17 protein-coding genes are annotated in these 18,666 nt (G+C 64.2%); 9 read left to right on the top strand and 8 right to left on the bottom strand.

The window, feature by feature from the left end; genetic code table 11:
* Positions 1-57: 57 nt before the first annotated feature.
* Together AB4Z44_RS22615 and AB4Z44_RS22620 are read left to right on the top strand one after the other, a co-directional pair.
* Complete coding sequence (locus AB4Z44_RS22615) at positions 58-2,586, top strand: TonB-dependent receptor (RefSeq protein WP_404711902.1); 2,529 nt, start codon at positions 58-60, stop codon at positions 2,584-2,586.
* On the top strand, positions 2,583-4,241 hold the full coding sequence (locus AB4Z44_RS22620) for an alkaline phosphatase D family protein (RefSeq protein ID WP_404711903.1): 1,659 nt from the start codon (positions 2,583-2,585) through the stop codon (positions 4,239-4,241). The genes AB4Z44_RS22615 and AB4Z44_RS22620 overlap by 4 nt, the downstream gene beginning before the upstream one ends.
* 5 nt (positions 4,242-4,246) lie before the next feature.
* Here AB4Z44_RS22620 and AB4Z44_RS22625 read toward each other — a convergent pair whose 3' ends face one another.
* On the bottom strand, positions 4,247-4,573 hold the full coding sequence (locus AB4Z44_RS22625; protein WP_404711904.1) for a helix-turn-helix domain-containing protein: 327 nt from the start codon (positions 4,571-4,573) through the stop codon (positions 4,247-4,249).
* Entirely contained in the window at positions 4,548-4,928 is a 381-nt protein-coding gene (locus AB4Z44_RS22630) for a type II toxin-antitoxin system RelE/ParE family toxin (RefSeq protein ID WP_404711905.1), read from the bottom strand. Before AB4Z44_RS22630 ends, AB4Z44_RS22625 begins: the two co-directional genes overlap by 26 nt.
* Positions 4,929-5,159: 231 nt before the next feature.
* Here AB4Z44_RS22630 and otsB point away from each other — a divergent pair, with 231 nt between their 5' ends.
* From otsB to AB4Z44_RS22645, 3 genes are read left to right on the top strand one after another with little or no spacing between them, the layout of a single operon-like run.
* Complete coding sequence (gene otsB, locus AB4Z44_RS22635) at positions 5,160-5,921, top strand: trehalose-phosphatase (RefSeq protein ID WP_404711906.1); 762 nt, start codon at positions 5,160-5,162, stop codon at positions 5,919-5,921.
* Positions 5,918-7,723 (top strand): glycoside hydrolase family 15 protein, encoded by a 1,806-nt coding sequence (locus AB4Z44_RS22640; protein ID WP_404714312.1) that lies wholly within the window; start codon positions 5,918-5,920, stop codon positions 7,721-7,723. The genes otsB and AB4Z44_RS22640 overlap by 4 nt, the downstream gene beginning before the upstream one ends.
* The gene (locus AB4Z44_RS22645) at positions 7,720-9,093 is read left to right on the top strand and encodes a trehalose-6-phosphate synthase (protein WP_404711907.1); all 1,374 of its coding nucleotides are present in this window, start codon (positions 7,720-7,722) and stop codon (positions 9,091-9,093) included. Before AB4Z44_RS22640 ends, AB4Z44_RS22645 begins: the two co-directional genes overlap by 4 nt.
* 152 nt (positions 9,094-9,245) lie before the next feature.
* Here AB4Z44_RS22645 and AB4Z44_RS22650 read toward each other — a convergent pair whose 3' ends face one another.
* The gene (locus AB4Z44_RS22650) at positions 9,246-10,130 is read right to left on the bottom strand and encodes a PEPxxWA-CTERM sorting domain-containing protein (protein ID WP_404711908.1); all 885 of its coding nucleotides are present in this window, start codon (positions 10,128-10,130) and stop codon (positions 9,246-9,248) included.
* A gap of 269 nt (positions 10,131-10,399) precedes the next feature.
* On the opposite strand from AB4Z44_RS22650, the gene AB4Z44_RS22655 reads away from it, so the two are divergent.
* Positions 10,400-10,675 carry a hypothetical protein gene (locus AB4Z44_RS22655; RefSeq protein WP_404711909.1) on the top strand — a complete coding sequence of 92 codons (276 nt, stop codon included), beginning with the start codon at positions 10,400-10,402 and terminating at the stop codon, positions 10,673-10,675.
* Between the two features lie 17 nt (positions 10,676-10,692).
* On the top strand, positions 10,693-10,836 hold the full coding sequence (locus AB4Z44_RS22660; protein WP_404711910.1) for a hypothetical protein: 144 nt from the start codon (positions 10,693-10,695) through the stop codon (positions 10,834-10,836).
* A gap of 89 nt (positions 10,837-10,925) precedes the next feature.
* Here the strand turns inward: AB4Z44_RS22660 and AB4Z44_RS22665 are convergent, their stop codons facing one another.
* Positions 10,926-14,126 (bottom strand): TonB-dependent receptor domain-containing protein, encoded by a 3,201-nt coding sequence (locus AB4Z44_RS22665; protein WP_404711911.1) that lies wholly within the window; start codon positions 14,124-14,126, stop codon positions 10,926-10,928.
* A gap of 986 nt (positions 14,127-15,112) precedes the next feature.
* On the opposite strand from AB4Z44_RS22665, the gene AB4Z44_RS22670 reads away from it, so the two are divergent.
* The gene (locus AB4Z44_RS22670) at positions 15,113-16,102 is read left to right on the top strand and encodes an MBL fold metallo-hydrolase (protein ID WP_404711912.1); all 990 of its coding nucleotides are present in this window, start codon (positions 15,113-15,115) and stop codon (positions 16,100-16,102) included.
* Positions 16,103-16,111: 9 nt separating this feature from the next.
* Here the strand turns inward: AB4Z44_RS22670 and AB4Z44_RS22675 are convergent, their stop codons facing one another.
* The 4 genes from AB4Z44_RS22675 to AB4Z44_RS22690 all read right to left on the bottom strand — a co-directional run bounded on the left by AB4Z44_RS22675 (position 16,112) and on the right by AB4Z44_RS22690 (position 17,825).
* Complete coding sequence (locus tag AB4Z44_RS22675) at positions 16,112-16,990, bottom strand: hypothetical protein (RefSeq protein ID WP_404711913.1); 879 nt, start codon at positions 16,988-16,990, stop codon at positions 16,112-16,114.
* A 26-nt stretch (positions 16,991-17,016) separates the two neighbouring features.
* A complete protein-coding gene (locus tag AB4Z44_RS22680; RefSeq protein WP_404711914.1) occupies positions 17,017-17,226 on the bottom strand; it encodes a hypothetical protein in 210 nt (69 codons plus the stop codon).
* Complete coding sequence (locus AB4Z44_RS22685) at positions 17,223-17,393, bottom strand: hypothetical protein (RefSeq protein ID WP_404711915.1); 171 nt, start codon at positions 17,391-17,393, stop codon at positions 17,223-17,225. The genes AB4Z44_RS22680 and AB4Z44_RS22685 overlap by 4 nt, the downstream gene beginning before the upstream one ends.
* Before the next feature lie 108 nt (positions 17,394-17,501).
* On the bottom strand, positions 17,502-17,825 hold the full coding sequence (locus tag AB4Z44_RS22690; protein ID WP_404711916.1) for a hypothetical protein: 324 nt from the start codon (positions 17,823-17,825) through the stop codon (positions 17,502-17,504).
* 87 nt (positions 17,826-17,912) lie between these two features.
* Between AB4Z44_RS22690 and AB4Z44_RS22695 the strand changes: the two genes are divergently transcribed.
* Positions 17,913-18,662, top strand: a complete 750-nt coding sequence (locus AB4Z44_RS22695) for an XRE family transcriptional regulator (RefSeq protein WP_404711917.1) — start codon at positions 17,913-17,915, stop codon at positions 18,660-18,662.
* The last annotated feature ends 4 nt before the right edge of the window (positions 18,663-18,666 follow it).

Genomic DNA, 18,666 nt, shown 5'->3' on the forward strand with positions numbered 1-18,666 from the left:
CAACCGCTTTGTCATCGACGCTGGCTAGCGCTTTCCATGACGAACAGGGGAATTCGGATGCGCGCGATCGTGGGTGGTATGGTGGCAGGGGTCGCGGTGGCAGCCGCGCCGGTGGAGGCGCAGCAGGCCGTGCCGGTCGACAACGAGATCGTCGTCACCGCGCAGCTGCGCGAACAGAAGCCGATCGAGGTGCCGATTGCGGTCAGCGCGCTGACCGGCGATCAGCTCGACAAGCTCGGGCTCGACGAGTTCGAGGAAGCGGCGCGCTTCATCCCCGGTTTCGCGGTGCAGAACCAGTCGCCCAACAATCCGGGCTTCGTTATCCGCGGCATCACGTCGGACAGCGGCACCGCCTATAACGAGCCGCGCGTGTCGGTCTTCCAGGATGGCGTTTCGATCTCGAAGTCGCGCGGCTCCTATGTCGAATTGTTCGATCTGCAGCGGCTGGAGGTCGCCAAAGGCCCGCAATCGACCCTGTACGGGCGCGGCGCGCTGATCGGCGCGGTCAATATCGTCCAGAACAAGGCCGATCCGAGCGGCTATGCCGGCTATGTCAGCGGCTCCTACGGCAATTTCGATGCCTGGACCGCCGAGGCGATGCTCAATGCGCCGCTGGGTGAGGATATGGCGCTCCGCGTTTCGGGGCGCATCCGCAAGGGCGACGGCTATGTCGCCAACCTGCTCGGCGGCAAGGATTACAATTCGGACGATACCCGCGCCGGGCGCGCCACCTTCCACGCCGGGACCGGCGCGCTGAGCTTCGATCTGATCGGCAATTACCAGAAGGACGATCCTTCGGGCACGTCGTTCAAGTCGATCGGCTACCGCCCGACCGATCCCGCGACCGGCGCGGTGCTGGGCGATGCCGGGCGCAACAGCGGTGCGGCGCTGGCGCCCGCGAGCGGGTTCGAGGGTGGTAAGCCGCTCGGGCTCGATCGCGAAGTCTGGGGCGTGACCGGGCTCGCGACGCTCGAGCTCGGCGGCGGGTTCACGCTCACCTCGATCACCGCCTATCGCAAGTTCGATGCACTGGAGGTGTTCGATGCCGACGGCATCTCGCTGCCTCTGCTGACCGCGGCCGAGGATGCGCGCGGCAAACAGACCAGCCAGGAATTGCGCCTGCGCTACGAGCAGGGCCCGCTCACCGCCTTCGTCGGCGGCAGCTTTTTCCACGAGACCGGATCGCAGCGCACGCCGACCCAATTCGACGAGCGTGAGGTGCTGGCGCGGCTGGCCGGTGCGCTCAACGGCGGCGGCGCGATCCCGGGCCGTGCGGCGACAGATCCGGCGCCGGCGGCTCTGTTCGCCAACACCGCCTTCACCGGCCAGCTCCTGCAAGGCGTCGCTGCCGCCTACGGCGTGCCGTTGGCGACCGCGCAGGCGCAGGCAATCGCGGCCAATCTCAAGTCGAACCATCTCGAGACCAGCACCAATTATGGGCGCACGACCGCATTCGATATCTTCGGTGACGCCAGTTACAAACTCTCCGATCAGTTCGAACTCGGCGCGGGACTGCGCTGGAGCCATGACGACAAGACCACGCGCTTCACCTCGGCTGTGCTCAACGGCCGCTCGATCCTCGGCGGCTTCATCGGCGCGCTGAGCCAGCCGGCGGCGACCCGCACCGCTCTGCTCGGGGCGCTCAGCGTGCCGGGCGCGGCTTCAATTCCGCCCTCGGCCGCCTATCCGGTACCCCTGTTCGGACTCGGCGCGCAGCCGACCGCGAATAACGGCCAGGTCGACAGCGTCGACGGCAAGGATGACGGTTTCGCCTGGCGGCTGACTGCGCGCTATTCGCCGAGCACCACGACCAGCCTCTACGCCACCTATTCGCGCGGCCGCCGCCCGGACGTGCTTACCGCCAGCGCGCCCTCGGCTCCGCTCGGCGCGACCCGCTTCTCGACCCTGCCGGCCGAGACGGTCGACAGCTACGAAGCCGGCGCCAAGGCCGAACTCGCCGATCGCACCCTCTTCGTCGACGGCGCGGTCTATTATTATCATTACGAGAATTTCCAGACGACGGTGCAGCAAGGCACGCTCTTCGTGCAGGCCAATGCCGGCAAGGCGCGCAGCTACGGCTTCGAGGGCGATCTGCGCTGGGTGCCGAACGATAGGGTCACTTTGTTCGCAACCTATGCGTACAACAACAGTCGCTTCTCGACCGGCGCCTACAAGGGCAATCATTTCCGGCTGGCGCCCGACAATGCCGCCTCGCTCGGCGCGATCCTGGGGGTGCCGATCGGGCCCGGACGGATCAATTTCGTGCCGAGCGTGACCTATCAGTCGAAGGTCTTCTTCGACGACAATAATGACCGGCCCGATCTCCAGCAGGTGGCCAACGGTGCGCTGGTCGCGGACAATATCCAGGACGAGGTGCAGGGCGGCTACGCGCTGGTCAACGCGCGGCTGGGCTACGCATTCGATAACGGGCTCCAGATCGAGGGCTTCGTCACCAATCTTCTGAACAAGAAATATATCAAGGATGCCGGCAACACCGGCGACGCGCTCGGCATGCCGACCTTCATCGCCGGCGAACCGCGCTTCTACGGTGTGCGGGCAAGCTTCCGCTTCGGCGGCAAGAAGTGAGCATCGATCGCCGCTCGCTCCTGGGCCTCATCGGCGCCGGGGCGGCTCTGCCCGCCGCGGCCGCCGAGCGCGCCGCCACCGGCGTCGCGTTCAAGCATGGCGTGGCGAGCGGCGATCCTGCGATCGACGGCGCGATCCTGTGGACGCGCGCCACCCCTATCGCGCCGGCTCATGTCGCGCCGATCGCCCTGATGTGGAAAGTGGCGCTGGAGCCGAACGGCAAACCCGTCGCCATTGGTGCTATCGATGCCCGTGCGGCGAAGGATTTCACCGCCAAGGTCGATGTCACCGGGCTCAAGCCGGGCACCGAATATCATTACTGGTTCGAGGCTGCCGACGGCACCCGATCGCCGATCGGCCGCTTCCGGACCTTGCCCACCGGCAGGCTGGCTGAGGCGAAACTGGCCTTCGTCACCTGCCAGAATTATCCGTCCGGGCTGTTCAACGCTTATGACGCGATCGCCAAACTCGATCGGGTCGACGCGATCGTTCACCTCGGCGACTATATCTACGAATATGGCCAGGAGGGCTATGGCGGCGCGACCGGGGTCAAGATCGAGCGGCTCGTCGACCCGCCACACGAGATCGTGACGCTCGACGATTATCGCCGCCGCCACGCACTCTACAAGACCGACGCGGATCTGCAGGCGGCACATGCGCGTGCGGCCTTCATCTGCGTATGGGACGATCACGAAGTCGCCAACGATAGCTGGACCGGCGGCGCCGAGAACCATCAGCCCGAAACGGAGGGCGAGTGGCGCACGCGCAAGAATGCCGCGCTCCAGGCCTATTTCGAATGGATGCCGATCCGCGATCCGATCCCCGGCAAACCGTGGGAATCGATCAATCGCGGCTTCCAGTTCGGCGATCTCGCCACTCTGCTGATGGTCGAGACTCGGCTGCTCGCGCGCAGCCATCAGGCGGTGCTCGGCGGCCGGCCCGCGACCCCCGAAACCCTCGCCGCGATGCTCGCCGAGCGTAACCGCCCCGATCGCGAGATGCTGGGGGAGCCGCAGCGCCACTGGCTGGAGCAGGAGTTACGGCGCTCGGTCGCGGGCGGCACGCCATGGCAGGTACTCGGCAATCAGGTGGTGATGGCGCGCGTCGCCGGGCCCCGGCTCGATCTGGCGATCGGCGAGGCGCAGGCGGCCAAACTCGTCGCCTCGTTGCCGCCCGAAATCGGCAAGCAGGTCACGGCCGCCCTGGCCTCGTTCAAGGCCGGGCTGCCTTATGATCTGGACGCATGGGACGGCTACCCCGCCGCGCGCGAACGGCTCTATGCGGCGTTCCGCGAGGCCGGTGCGCATCCAATCGTGGTGTCGGGTGACAGCCATGCTTTCTGGGCCAACGATCTGTTCGACGATGGCGGGCGGCTGGTCGCGTCCGAATTCGGCACCAGCTCGATCACCAGCCCCTCCGATGAAGACGAACTGGGCGGCATCCCGCTCGGCAAGATGTTGCGGGAGGCGAACAAGGAGGTCGTCTACTGCAACCAGAAGGCCAAGGGCTATATCCTGCTGACCCTGACGCGGGAGATCGCGAAGGCCGAGCTGATCGCGGTTTCGACGATCTTGGCCAAGCCGTACGAGGCAAGCACGATCGCGACCTACGAGGTTGCACCGGGGAAGGCGCGAGAGACGCTGCGGCGGGCTTGAACGTATCACGCCAAAGCTTGCAGGCCTTTGGCACGGACGATGTTGAGCAGCTTGAGTGACGGCCCGTTCGGTCGTTTCTCGCCGCGTTCCCACTTGCTGACGGCGTCTTTCCGGACATTGAGATAACGGGCAAAGACTGGCTGCGAGACGTTCTCGCGCTCGCGCAGAGCTCGTATCTCGTCCGGTGCAAGCGGTTTGACCGGCGCGAGGCAGAGCGCATCGAACTCGCGCATGGTGGCCTTGTCCAGAATCCCGGCACCGTGCAGCCCGGCGACGGTCTCGTGGATCGATGCGAGGATCGAATTCTCAGTCTTCTTGTGCCTGGTCACCATTTTCCATCACCTTTACGAACTCGCCCGCCGTGATCGCTTTGCCGATTTCAACATCCGAAAGTGCGAGCAGGATTTCGGCAAGCCTCTTGAACGCCTTCAGCTCCTTACCGCTGATATTGGCCTTGTCATTCTTGGCGAAGCCATGGGCAAAGATGCTGTGGCTGCCGATCTTGAATAAAATGATCGTTCTAAACCCGCCTGATTTCCCTTCGCCAATCCGTGCGACCCGTTGCTTGTAGACATGGCCACCGAGGTCGGCATCGAACGCTCCGGTAACCACCTCATGTGCCGCCTGAGCGAGACTGCTATCCTCTAGCCCCGCCCTGCGAGCGAAGCGTGCGAACACCTTGGTCATGAGAACCGTCATGGATCGCTGAATTGGCCTCCGCAGACAATCTGTAGTCCTTAGAGCTATATTTCGCAATGGCTGTGTGATTATCGGGATGCTCGCTGTCGTTCCGATCACGGTCAACCGAGCTTCTGGCGCGAGCAATTGCTGCACTGCGGGAACGCAAGGCCGGTCTCATTGTTGACCCGGTATGATTGTAACGCCTCTGCTCGCCCGATCCGCCACCGGAGAGTCATTGTGAGCCAGACGCAAACCATCAACACCCCCGCATCCCAGCACCCGCCGCTCGATCTGCTGGAGCGTGCGAGCCTGTTTCTGGATTTCGACGGTACTCTGGTCGAACTCGAGGCGCGGCCCGATGAGACGCGGGTCAACGATCGTGTCCGGCGACTGATGGCGAAGCTAAGCGCGAAGCTCGACGGCCGGCTCGCGATCATCAGCGGGCGGCCGCTCGACCAGATCGACGCTCTGTTCGGCGGCGCCGGTTTCGCGATCAGCGGCAGTCACGGGCTCGAGGTACGCATGCCCGATGGCAGCCTCAGTGCACCGATCCGTCCGACCGGTCTCGATCATGCGCTCCGGGAAGTGCGCGGGCTGGCGGCGAAGCATGAAGGGCTGGTGATCGAGGACAAGCCGTTCGGCGTGTCGCTCCATTATCGCCTTGCCCCGCATACCGAGGCCGAATGCCATGCGCTCGTGCGCGCGATGGCTGAGCAGGATGGCCTCGCACTGCAGATCGGCAAGATGATGGTCGAGGTGCGGGTCGCGGGGAATGACAAGGGGCATGGTCTGCGGGCGCTGATGCAGAGCCCGGGCATGTTCGCCACCCGCCCGGTCTTCATCGGCGACGACGATACCGACGAACCCGCGCTCGCCGCCGCGGAGGAGATGGGCGGGGCGGGGATCGTGGTCGATCCGGTGCGGCCGTCGGCGGCGCGCTATCGGCTCGACGATGTCGCGGCGACCCTGGCGTGGCTGGAAAGCGCGGTGGAGCGATGACGCCCGATCTCGATCGCACCCCCGATTTGGATCTTTGGCCGATCGGCAATTGCCAGGTCAGCGCTTTGATCGATCGCACCGGACGCTTCGTGTGGGGTTGCGTGCCGCGCGTCGATGGCGATCCGCTTTTCTCTGCGCTGGTCAATACACGCGGAGAGGATGGCGCCGGCTTCTGGTCGATCGATCTCGAAGGCGGTAGCACCGTCACTGCCGAATATCGCCGCAACACGCCTGTGCTGGTCACCCGCCATGTCGACGCGGCAGGCAATGGGATCGAGGTCATCGATTTCTGCCCGCGCTTCCGCCGCCACAATCGCCAATATCGCCCGGTCGCGTTCGTGCGGCTGGTGCGGCCGCTTTCGGGCAGTCCGCGCATCAAGGTGCAGTTGCGCCCGACGCGCGGCTGGGACGGCACGCGTGCCGAAACCACCAACGGCACCCACCACATCCGCTATCTGCTCCAGCATGAGGTGATGCGGCTTACTACCGACGGCCCGGTCGAGATGATCATGGCCGAACGCGCCTTCCGGCTCGAGCGCGAGATGGTGTTCTTCCTCGGCCCCGACGAGAGCTTCAACGGCGATGTCGGCGTGGTCGTGCGCCAGATGCTGTCCGACACCACCGACGAGTGGCAGGATTGGGTGCGCGGCCTCGCCACCCCGCCCGAATGGCAGGAGGCGGTGATCCGCTCGGCGATCGCGCTCAAGCTCTGCCAGCATGAGGAGACCGGCGCGATCGTCGCAGCGCTCACCACCTCGATTCCCGAACATGCCGGATCGCAGCGCAACTGGGATTATCGCTACTGCTGGATCCGCGATGCTTATTACACCGTGCAGGCGCTCAACCGCCTGGGTGCGCTCGACGTGCTCGAATCCTATCTCGCTTACCTGCGCAACATCGTCGATGAATCGCGCGGCGGGCATATCCAGCCGCTCTACGGCGTGCTCGGCGAGGCGCGGCTGGAGGAGGGATTTGCCGATGCGCTCGCCGGCTATCGCGGCATGGGGCCGGTGCGGGTCGGCAATCAGGCTTATGAGCAGATCCAGCACGATGCCTATGGCCAGATCGTGCTCTGCAACGTGCAGGCCTTCTTCGATCAGCGGCTGTTCCGCATGGCGGGGCACGAGGATTTCGAGGCGCTGGAGCGCGTCGGCGAGCGTGCCTGGCTGTCCTACGACAAGCCCGATGCCGGGCTGTGGGAGCTGCGCACGCGGCAATCGGTCCATACCTATTCGTCGGCGATGTGCTGGGCGGCGTGCGACCGGCTCGCCAATGCCGCGCACGCGCTCGGGCGCGAGGATCGGCGCGCCTTCTGGCAGGATCGCGCCGACACGATCCACGCCGCGATCACCCAATCGGCGTGGCGTGCGGACACCGATCGCCTGTCGGCAACCTTCTCGGGGGACGATCTCGACGCCAGCCTGATCCAGCTGCTCGATCTGCGCTTCCTGCCGCCCGACGACCCGCGGTTCCTCAGCACACTCAGCGCGGTCGAGCAGGGCCTGCGTCGCGGATCGAACATGCTGCGCTACGCGACCGAGGACGATTTCGGCCTGCCCGAAACCGCCTTCAACGTCTGCACCTTCTGGCTGATCGAGGCGCTCTACCTCACCGGCCGCCATGACGATGCGCGTGCGCTGTTCGAGGAGATGCTTTCCCGTCGTACCGGCGCCGGGCTGCTGTCGGAGGATATCGATCCGGTGACGGGCGAATTGTGGGGCAATTACCCGCAAACCTATTCGCTCGTCGGGATCATCAACTGCGCCGTTTTGCTCAGCAAGCCGTGGAGTGCGATCCGGTGAGCCGGCTGATCATCGTCTCGAACCGAGTGTCGACCCCGTCGGCGACGGGTGCGCAGGGCGGGCTTGCGGTGGCGCTACAGGCGGCGCTGCGCGAATATCGCGGCATCTGGTTCGGCTGGTCGGGCGAGACGACCGAGCAGTTCGATGGGCGCATCAACTTCCAGCGCGTCGAAGGCGTCACCACCGCGACGATCGATCTCGAGGAGCAGGACGTCGAGGAATATTATAACGGCTACGCCAATCGCACGCTCTGGCCGCTATTCCACTATCGCATCGATCTCGCCGAATATGAGCGCGGCTTCGCCGGCGGCTATCAGCGGGTCAACGATCGATTCGCGGATACCGTGCTGCCGCTGATCGAGCCCGACGACGTCCTGTGGGTGCAGGATTATCACATGTTCCCGCTCGGTCAGGCGCTGCGCGATCGCGGCTGCGCCAACCGGATCGGCTTCTTCCTGCACATTCCGTGGCCGCCGCGCCGCCTGCTCGCGACCTTGCCCGAGGCGGCCGAGCTGACGCGTACGCTGCTCGCCTATGACGTGGTCGGTTTCCACACCGAGGAATGGCTCGACGCCTTCCGCGATTTCGCCGTGGTCGAGCTCGGCGCGACCGAGCAGGACGGAGTTCTCCGTCTCGACGGGCGCAGCGTGCGCTTGCTGGTCGATCCGATCGGCATCGATGCGCAGGAATTCATCACGGCCTCGCGATCGACCCCCGCTCGGCTGATGTTCCGCCGGATGCGCGAGGCCGCGGTCGGGCGAGACCTGATCGTCGGCGTCGACCGGCTCGATTATTCGAAGGGGCTTGAGGAGCGTTTCCTCGGCTACGAACGCTTCCTTCAGGAGCATCCCGAGGAGCGCAAGGAGGTCACCCTGCTCCAGATCGCACCGCCCTCGCGCGGCACGGTCGAAAGCTACCAGCGCATCCGCAGTTCGCTGGAAGGCATGGCGGGGCGGATCAACGGCGCCTATGCCGATGTCGATTGGGTGCCGATCCGCTACGTCAACCAGGGTTATTCGCGCGACATGCTGGCGGGCATTTACCGCGCCGCGCGGATCGGGCTGGTGACCCCGTTGCGCGACGGCATGAACCTCGTCGCCAAAGAATATGTCGCAGCGCAGGATCCCGAGGATCCCGGCGTGCTGATCCTGTCGCGCTTCGCCGGCGCGGCCGCGCAACTCGATGTCGGCGCGGTGCTGGTCAATCCCTACAGTGCCGAAGAAATGTCCGACGCGATCATCCTCGCGCTCAAGATGCCGCTCAACGAACGGATCGAGCGCTGGCGCGCGATGATGGTCAATGTCGAGGCGGAGGATGTGTTGTGGTGGCGGCAGCGCTTCACCGACGCGCTGGAGGCGGTGGCCGTTTAGACCAATCCTGGCAGAATGCATTGCCTTCGTGAGTGTATAGTGCTGCCATATATTTGATATATGCGGATAATTGTGAAGAACGCAGGCCCATCCGTTGTCGTCACGCGGCACGCCGTTGCAAAGCTGTGCAACCGCGTGCCGCAAGATCGAGATCAGGTGAAAGAAATTGTAGTCTTGTGGCGCACACGCCGGGCAAGGCCGATGGCGCCGAAGCCGACGACCATCATCGCCCAGGCCGAAGGCTCCGGCACCGCACCGCCACCGATTGCGTTGGAGACTCCCGGGCTGAGGCGCAACGTAGCATCGTTTGCCGACACGCCCAGCATGTCGAGAAACGGCTGGTTGATTGTGACAAGCGGATCCAGATAGGCGGTGCCGCCGGTGCCACTGTAGGGGTTGATGCCGTTGGTCACGACACCATAAGCGTCAGCCTGCATGTTGATCGTGCCGCGATACACTTCGTATACAATGCCGTTCACGACATTCGAGCCGACTAGCGTGCCCGGAGCGCTGAAGGAAAAGCTCTTGTCGGCGTCGTAGACGCCCCCACTGCTGCCGTCGTGAAACTGGCCCACCTCGCCGGTCTGGCCGAATGCCGTTTGCGAGGTCGCCATGATCGAGACGTTCGTGTTGGGGCCACTCGTGTGGATCTTGCTGATCCCTGAAACGGTGACCATGTCGACATATTGCGTGCCCAACTGGTAACTGCCCGGCGGCGGATTGGCGCCCGCCGCTATGGTCAGCTCATAATCGTAGCGCAGTTCCGCGTGCGCGCTCGCATTGTCGGAACTACCCTGCGGGTTGGTGGCGTCGGCTTCGACATAGGGCGCGCCAACGCCGATCGAGTGTGCCGACGACCAGACCGTCGATGGCGGGTTGGGATTGTTGGGATCGTAAAAGGTTTCCGTTCCGCTCAGCGTGCCGGTGCTTCCTTGGCTGCGGTAGTAATTGGCGTTGCCATGGCGATAGGCGACCTGGAGCCTGCCGCTTGCCTGGCCGATCGGCGGTGGGGGATCGGCCAATGCCGGTCCAGCCATTGCGGCACATGCCAACACGAACGTCCGATACCGGCACTCCAGCATATCCAACCCCTCCATGCGATGCGGTCCCCACCGCATTCGCCTGAAGTCTTAACAGAAATTTAACCCAGTGTATCGCAAGAAAGGTCCTCCGATCACGTGGCGCCCATTGTCGCCTTCGCGAAGATGCGAAGGATAGGGGCGACTTGCCCTGCCGCTATCGGCGGATGGTGCCGTGATCATCGGAAAGAATATTGAATTATCCGCACGCGAGTCGAGACGATCCTGTGTGCTGCCGGGGATATCCATGGGCCATCACTGTCGTCGGCGATCGTGCCGAGTATCCGCACACCGCTGCCGCCCTCGCCCCGGACCGGCTTGACGACCAATTCGCGGCAGGCCGGATCGGCGATGACGCGGATTTCACCCTGATCGACGAGCGCGATCGTCTCGGCGTGCGGGAGGTTGGCGTCGCGGCAGTGTGCGGCGAAACGTTCCTATCGACGAGCGCGCAGTCGGCGGTCCAGCCGCGCGGCTGGCGGGCGACGCCGCCGTTGTGTTGAGGCAGGGGCGTTACGGAATGCTGCTCGGCGGTGAAAACACCGCCGAGCTGGCCAACGCGATCCTGGCGCAATTGTCGGGCTGCGCCGTGAGGCCGGGTGAGCGGGCGCGGGATTATGGCGTGCCGACGGATGCCCACCTGCGGATGATCGAGACGGTCTGAAATCCTCCCCGTTCCGGGGGGGCCTTGAAAGCACGAAAAAGGGGGCGGCCGTTGGGCCGCCCCCTCCAGGGAGGAGCTGGGTAAAAAGCTTAGAACTTGAACTTGGCGTTCACGTAGAAGCGGCGACCGAGCACGTCGTAGAAGCTGCCCTGCGCGCTGCTGGCGCCGATCGAGCCGCCTGCGATCTGGCCGGCGAGCGGAGCGCTGTTGTACTCCACGATCGGCGGCGCCTTGTCGAAGAGGTTGTCGATGCCGAACGTCAGCGAGACGTCGCGGGTGATCGCAAAGTTGGTCGACAGGTTGAACAGATCGTAAGCGGGAGCGCCGACGAAGGTCGTGCCCGGGTTCACTGCCGAGGTCGCCGACTTCACCTTGGGCAGATGCTGCCACTGCATGCCGATCCCGAACTTGCCGATCTGGTAGTTGGTCGACATGAACGAGCGCCAGCGATACGAGTTGGCGTTGAGGCCATTGTCGCCCGCTGCCGGCCCGAGCGTGCCGGCATATTCGGTCTCCGGCAGCACATCGAGCAGAGCAGATTTCACGCTGTCGATATAGTTGACGACGATGTTGGTGGTCAGGCGGCCCGGCAGGTTGAGCGTTTCCTTGAGGTCCAGCGCCCAATCGACCTGGAAGTCGATGCCCTTCACGTGGAAGCGGCCCGAATTGTTGTAGGTGCCCTGCAGATCGCCGATCGTGCCGATATTGATGTTGCGCGTGATGCCCAGGCAGGCCGGGGTGGTTGCACTCAACGTCGGATTGAAAGCGACGTCGAAGCACTGGCGCTGGAGGATGTCGGCGGTCTGCGCCGAAATCGCATGATCGACCTTGATGTTATAATAGTCGACCGACAGGCGCAGGCGGCGCACCCATGGATTGTCGAACGGCGAGGAGATCACCGTGCCGATCGTGACCGTCTTGGCGACTTCCGGACGCAGGTTCGGATTGCCCTTCAGGCTCGTGAAGACAAAGGCTGAGCCGGCGCCCTGGTTGTTGGGGCTCGCATAGAAGTTGATCGAAGTCTGCCCGGTCGGATCGGCGCGGTTCATGATCGTCTCGCACAGCGCACGGACTGCGGCGCGATTGGTCGTGTTGCCGACACCTGCCGAATAACGCTGAGCATTGTTGACCGAGCAGAGGTCACCCGCGCCGGCAACGGCGAAGGTCTGCTGGGGCGCCAGAAAGAGTTCGCCGATGTTCGGCGTACGCTCGGCGCGGTTGAAGCCGCCGCGGAACCGCAGCCAGTTGGTCACGTCCCAATTGCCGAGGATCTTGAAGGTCGTGCTGCCGCCGGTGGTGTTGTAATCCGAATAACGGATGCCCGGCTCCAGATCGATATTCTTCGCGAACGGCAGATCCTTGACGATCGGGATCAGCAACTCGCCATAGACTTCCTTGGTGGTGATCGTGCCAGCCGAGTTGCCGCTCGGATAGATGCCGATCGCCTGATCGAGGAAGGACGATCCCTGCGTCGTCAGATTGTCGTTCTCGAACGAGAATTTGTTGCGGCGATAATCGAGGCCGGCTGCGAACCGCAGCTGGCCGCCGGGCAGGGTGAGCAGGCCGCCCTGCAGCGAGCCTTCCCAAACCGTCTGCTGCATGGCCGAGCGGTTCTTGAGGTCGGCCTTGATCGCGTTCAAACAATCCTGGCTGGTCGGCACGCTGTCGAACGGATTGAGGCCGCTGGTGCAGGTCGCCGTCGCGGCACCGAAGCCGCCGCCGCTGGCATTGCCGGTCGCCTTGAAGTTCGCACCCCAGTTCGGCGCGGTGATGATCGCGGTGAAGCGCGCCAGCGAGAAGGCGCCGGTCAGCAAGGTGTTGGTGACCGATTCACCCTGCGACCCATAGACTTCCCAGGTCCAGTCAGTGCCCGGGATTTTACCCTGGAGGCCCGCCAGCATCTGGTAGGTATAATTGTCGGTCTTCAGATTGCGGTTGATGCCGGCAAAGTAGGAATTGAGCTGCCACGGTGCCGTCGGATCCGGACGGCTGGCGAGGATCGTCGCCAACTCGGCCGGCAGGGCGCGGCCGTCGACCGGAATCTGAACGCCCCAGCCGTTCACCGCCGGCGACGGCTGCTGGACGGTCTCGCTCTTCGAACGGTTGAAATAGCCCTGGGCGAAGACCGAGATCCAATCGTTCACCTCATAGGTGCCGCGCGTGTAGAAATTGTAGCGGTTGAGGGGGAACTGGGCGAGATCGTCCTGGAAGTTCTGCGCGAGCTGGCCGGTCGCGAGCCGCTCCCACTTGCTGCCGTTGCCGGTCTGGCCGCCAAAGCGATAGGCGCCCGGAATGCTGATCGCATCGAAGCCGCCGAACGCGGTGTTGTTGGTGCCGTTGCCGTTGTTGAAATAATAGCTGGTGACCGTTGGATAGTTGGTCGTCGCGGCGTTGGCGCGGCCGGCGAAGATCGAGTTGACCACCGCCTGGTTCGGCGCGTTGCTGCCGCTGGCGACGAAGGTCGGGAAGTCGGAGAAGAATTCGGTCCCACCGGTCTGGGGGCTGTTGTTGAACTTCTTGTACCAGGGGAAATCGAGCTTCTTCGCGTCCGAACGGTCGTAGACTTCCATGCCGAGCGTGATGTTGCCACGGCCCTCGGCGAAGTTGGTGCCCATGAAGCCGCTGATGCGATACTCCTGGCCGTTGCCACGCTGGGTGATGCCATAGTGGCCGTCCAGCTCGAGGCCCTGGAAGTTCTTCTTCAGGATGAAGTTGACGACACCGCCGACGGCATCTGCCCCGTAGGTCGACGAGGCGCCGCCAGTGATGACTTCGACGCGCTCCACGGCCGCAGCCGGGATCGTGTTGATGTCGACCACCATGCTGGCATTGGCCGGGGTCGCGCGGTGGCCGTCGAGCAGCACGAGGTTACGGTTGGCGCCGATGCCGCGCAGCGACACGGTGGCCGAGCCCGGCGTGTTGGTGGCGGTCGGCTGGACGTCGCCGCCCTGGGTCGGGGCCTTGTCCGGCGTGAACTGCGGCAGCTTGTTGAGGTTGGTCTCGAGCGAGACCGAGCCGGAATTGGTGAGCAGGTCCTGCCCTGCGGTCACGATCGGCGTGGTCGAGGTGAAATCGCGGCGCGCGATACGCGAGCCCGTCACGACGATTTCCTGCGACGGTGCGGGTTCTGCGGCGGGTGCCGCCGGGACGCCCGCAGGTGCCGCCGAGGTCGTATCGGCTTGTTGCGCAAAAGCAGGCGCCGCGATCAGGCCGATGCCGGCACCAGCCAGCAGGAATGCGCGCAGTGCGCGGGCTTGCGTGAAGTGATTCCCTTTACCCATGCTGATCATGGTCGTCTCCCGTTTGAATTCATGATGATGGGCGCGTTGGCGCGCCTTCGGTTCGGATGCGGATTGGCCGTCGTCGATACCGGCGCCTTCAGGCGCAGTTCAGGATCGAGCGGCTAGTAAGAGTGGGACGCCGCCGCAGCGCCCATTTGCCTTCATTGTCCTCACGTTTTTGAACTGGGACCATGCACGGGCCGGGCCGCTGCATTGGGGCTTTCGGGTGTCGCCGCGCTCGGGGCTCGCGCACTGCGAGCGCCACTGCGCATATCAAACATCCTCTGACCCGTTGCGGTGCACAAACCGTGTTGTCGGCGCGGCGATTACGCCGATTCGTTGACTGTGTCTAGCAATCGATCGTGACATTTTAGGCACTACAAAGGCTATTTGGCTCTAGGTAGGGCCGGAATGATGACTTTGTCCCAAATACAAAGAACAAAACCAACGCACTTCAACTTGTTCGACCGCGCTCTTGTGAAGATCTTTTTCAGGTCCAGTTTGATGCGATGCACAAAATCGCTAAGCGGGTGCAGAGCGGGAGTGGATGTCGCACTATCGATTTGTTGGCGTAAGGAGATCGCTGGTGGAGCGAGCAGAAGCAGGCGTGCGGGCACTGCTTGGACCAGCGCTTTTCAGGGCCGGGAAATATAGCCCGGACAGCGGTAATTTGATTTGATCGAGGGTTTCGTCCCACGTCTTGAGATCGCAAAGTGCAAAGACCATCCACCCGACGCCCGGTCGAGACCGAGCCAAGCTCTTCCTGCTTCGTGCAAAGGAGTGGGATATATCCCACTATCGATTAAATCTTGGGATCGATCGTCAAATGAAGCGTCACGAGGCGAAATAGCGATGGTGAGCGTCCTAATTATTGCCGTGCTCGATCCGCCGCCAGCATGCGCTGGTGCCGGTCACCGCGGAAAGTGCGCCACTCGCCGCTTGTGCCGCCTCCGACAGCCATCCATGATCGGTGTCACGACAGGGGAACGAAGCGAATGCGCAGTTTGATACGTCGGATTTGGGCCCTGTCCTTGCTGATCGCGGTCGCCATCGCGATCCCGAGTCCGGCTGTGGTCGCCGCGACCCCGGCGCCGCATCTCGTGACCGCGCTCAAGGTCACCGTCCTGTCGACGATGCTCGCCGACAATGACGAATTCGGCGAATGGGGGTATGCGGCGCTGGTCGAGGTCGATGGCCGCAAATTCCTGTTCGATACCGGCGCGCATCCGGACATCGTCCTGCGCAACGCAAGGACGCTCGGCGTGGATCTGGCGCAGGTCGAGGATGTCGTCATCTCGCACAATCATGACGATCACACCGGCGGGTTGCTGACGCTCCGGCGCGAACTCATGAAGATCAACCCCAGGGCGATGAGCCGCGTCCATGCCGGTGCCGGCGTCTTCGCCTCTCGAGCGGGTTCCAACGGCAGGGAGGCCAACGGCCTGCTGCCGCTCAAGGCCGATTATGAGGCGACGGGCGGCCGCTTCATCCTCTACGAAAAGCCGACCGAACTGGCGCCCGGTGTCTGGCTGACCGGCCCGGTCCCGCGCCCGAACGACGAGACCAACTGGAGCCCCGGGCTCAAACTGCGCACCGCCGACGGCACTGCGCCGGACACGATCGCCGAGGATAGCTCTCTCGTCTTCGCTACCGCCAACGGCATGGTGATCCTGACCGGTTGCGGCCATGCCGGCATCGTCAACATAACAGAATATGCAAGCGCGATCACCGGATCGCACCAGATCATCGCCTTGATCGGCGGCGTGCATCTCTTCGCCAAACCGGACGCGGTGATCCGCTGGACCGCCGCCAAACTGGCGCCGTTCCATCCACATTATCTGCTGATGGGGCACTGTACCGGCATCGAGGCGACGTATGAATTGCGTGCGCTGCTCGGGCTGGCACGCAGGACGGCGGTGGTGAGTGCGGTGGGTTCGTCGTTCGAGCTGGGCAAGGGGATCGAGGCGGGATCGATTGCGGCGTAAGGCTGCGCCTCAGCCCTCGACCAATACCCAACCGAACCGCCAATCGTCGCGGATCGTGACGGGAAGGCCGCGCCAGGTTTCGACCATGCCTTCGCTACCGAGGTCGCGGACGATATCGTCCGAAACCGCAGGCGACATGACGATCGCCACGATCGGAGTGGCGCTTGCCTCGGCGCGGGCCAGTGCGGCGTCGATCGTTTGGCCGACCGTGGGGACGGATTCGGAGATGTCGCCAGTTGAGGCTGCGGGGCGCGCGGGGGATATGACGGGCTTCGCTATCGCGCCACGGGCGGCCAGGTGTTTGACCCCTTGCTGGAATTCCTCCCGGATCAGCGTCGGATGGCGGCCCGAGCGGGGTGAGGTTCGTGTGCGGAAAGTGCCGGTCGCGTCGTCATAGACCTCCACCTCGCGATAACCGAAGCGCGCCATCGCCACCTGGGCATAGCTCATGTCGTCAATCGCGATCGCGCGTACCGTGTCCGCCAGCGGCCCGAGCCACGTCTCCATCATCGCCAGTTCGCGCCGCGCGCGGATCAGGGCGGGCGCTTGCTCGCCGCGCTCGCCGGTGCCGCCGCGTTCGATGTTGAGCGAGGAGCGGGTTTCGGAGCGCAAGGACGCTTCATGCGCGGTGCGGTAGCGGCGCAGCGCATGGAGATCGTCGATCGCGAAGGCGGGAACGCGTCCCTCGCGCTCCGCATCGGTCCAGTCGCGCTTGACCAGGCTCTCGAACCAGGGCTCGCGATGATAAGCCCGCCCCATCTTGAGGCCGGTTTCGGTGGTGGGAGTGATCTGGTGATCGCCATAACGGGCGATCCATTCGGGCGTCGGCTTGATGGGATCGGGCAAAGCGGGGTGCTTCGCCTTCTTGCGTTGCGCTTTGGTGGTCATGCGATGTCCCTTCGCGACGGTAGTGGTTAATCCTCACGCTCGCCGTGACAGGCGATGGCGAGGGTGAGCAGCAAGTCTCGGTCGAGCCCGGTCGCCATCCATTCGGGGCGCAGCATGATGAGTCCGTGCGTGTGCCAGGCGGCCCGGGCGATCCGCCGCTGCTCGGCCGCGTCGGCCATCTCGCGGCGGATCGGCAGGTTATGGAGCGAGGATTTGAGTGAGGATCCCGCGCTCATCGTGCCTGCCACCCCAGATCGCGCCGAATGTCTGCCAGCCGCGCCGCCACCGCCTTGCGCGACAGGCCGAGCGCTTCGGCGATGCCGGCATGGTCCATGTCCTGCGCGAACAACTCGGCGATGCAATTCTTCTGCGATCCCGCCATGGTCTGCCCCTTGCGTCTCATGCCGTTACCTCCCGCACGCAGGTTTCCTCCGCGTCGGACGCACCCGGCGCGTTGTGGTCTTCGGTCATTGTCGAACTCCTGCCGGTCGCCCGGCCTTCAGGTCACGCCTTATTCAGCCTCTGTCCGCTGCTTGCGACTCGCATTGCCGAGTGCACCGAGCTTGCGGAAATGGTCGGCTTTCTCCTCGGTGGTCAGTCCGTTGGCGCGCACCAGCCGCCGGTAGAGCGTATCTGCCCGCGTCCGCTCCTGCTCGGCGGTCGAGCACCAGTAAGCCGTATCGGACGCTTCCGATCGGAGTGAAGTCTCGGCCTGCTGCGCGCGTTTGCGCCAATGGGTCGCGCGCCTGTGTGCGTTCGCGACCCAGCCGGCCGCGATCAGCGCCGCGGCCCCCTCGGTCCAGGCTGCGGCGGTGATGATGAGGATGTCGTTCATGGCAATGTCTCCGCTGGCGGTGTCGGTCTTCAGTGACACACGAATCGTAGTGCTATGTTCCTAGCAATCGTAGCGAATCATAGCAACATGATTTGTATCGCCATATCGTGCGACGTGTCGCGCATGGTGGATGACTATGATCTCGATAGCGCGCATGGCCGGCTCGCCTGGGCGCGTTGGCGCGCCGGTTATGTCGACAAGGCCGAGTTCGCGAAGGTGGTCGGGGTCAATCCCACGACCTATCGCGCCTACGAAAATGGCCAGAACGGCTATGCCAAGCTGGCGGGCATCTTCGCGCGCCGGCTCGGCGTCAGCGCCGAATGGCTGCTCAACGGCGGTGACGAGCCGGACGGGCCGATCCCGGCGAAGGTGCCGCCGCTCAAGCGCGCGTCCGATCTTCCGCCGACGCGGGATGCATCAGCCGGCGAGACCGCGCCGATCCAGCGGCTCGATCTGTCGCTCTCGATGGGGCCGGGCACCAATATCGACGATTATATCGAGATCGATACGGTCGCGTTCGATGTCGGCTGGCTGCGATCGATCACGCCGTCACCGCCCAGCATGCTGCGGCTCGTCAGCGGCATCGGCGACAGCATGTTTCCGACGTTGCTCGATACCGACGTGATGATCCTCGATACCTCGCAACGCATGCTCAACATGCAGGATCGCATCTACGCCATCTCGCTTTACGGCGCCGGCGCGCTCAAGCGGCTGCGCGCCGTGGGGAAGAACCGGATATTGGTGATCAGCGATAATCCGGCGGTGGAGGACCAGGAGGTCGATGCCGAGGATATTTCCATCGCGGGGCGGTTGATCGGGGCGTTCCGCAGGTATTAACGCG

The sequence above is a fragment of the Sphingomonas sp. MMS24-J13 genome (assembly GCF_044905095.1).
Taxonomy (GTDB): Bacteria; Pseudomonadota; Alphaproteobacteria; order Sphingomonadales; family Sphingomonadaceae; genus Sphingomonas_I.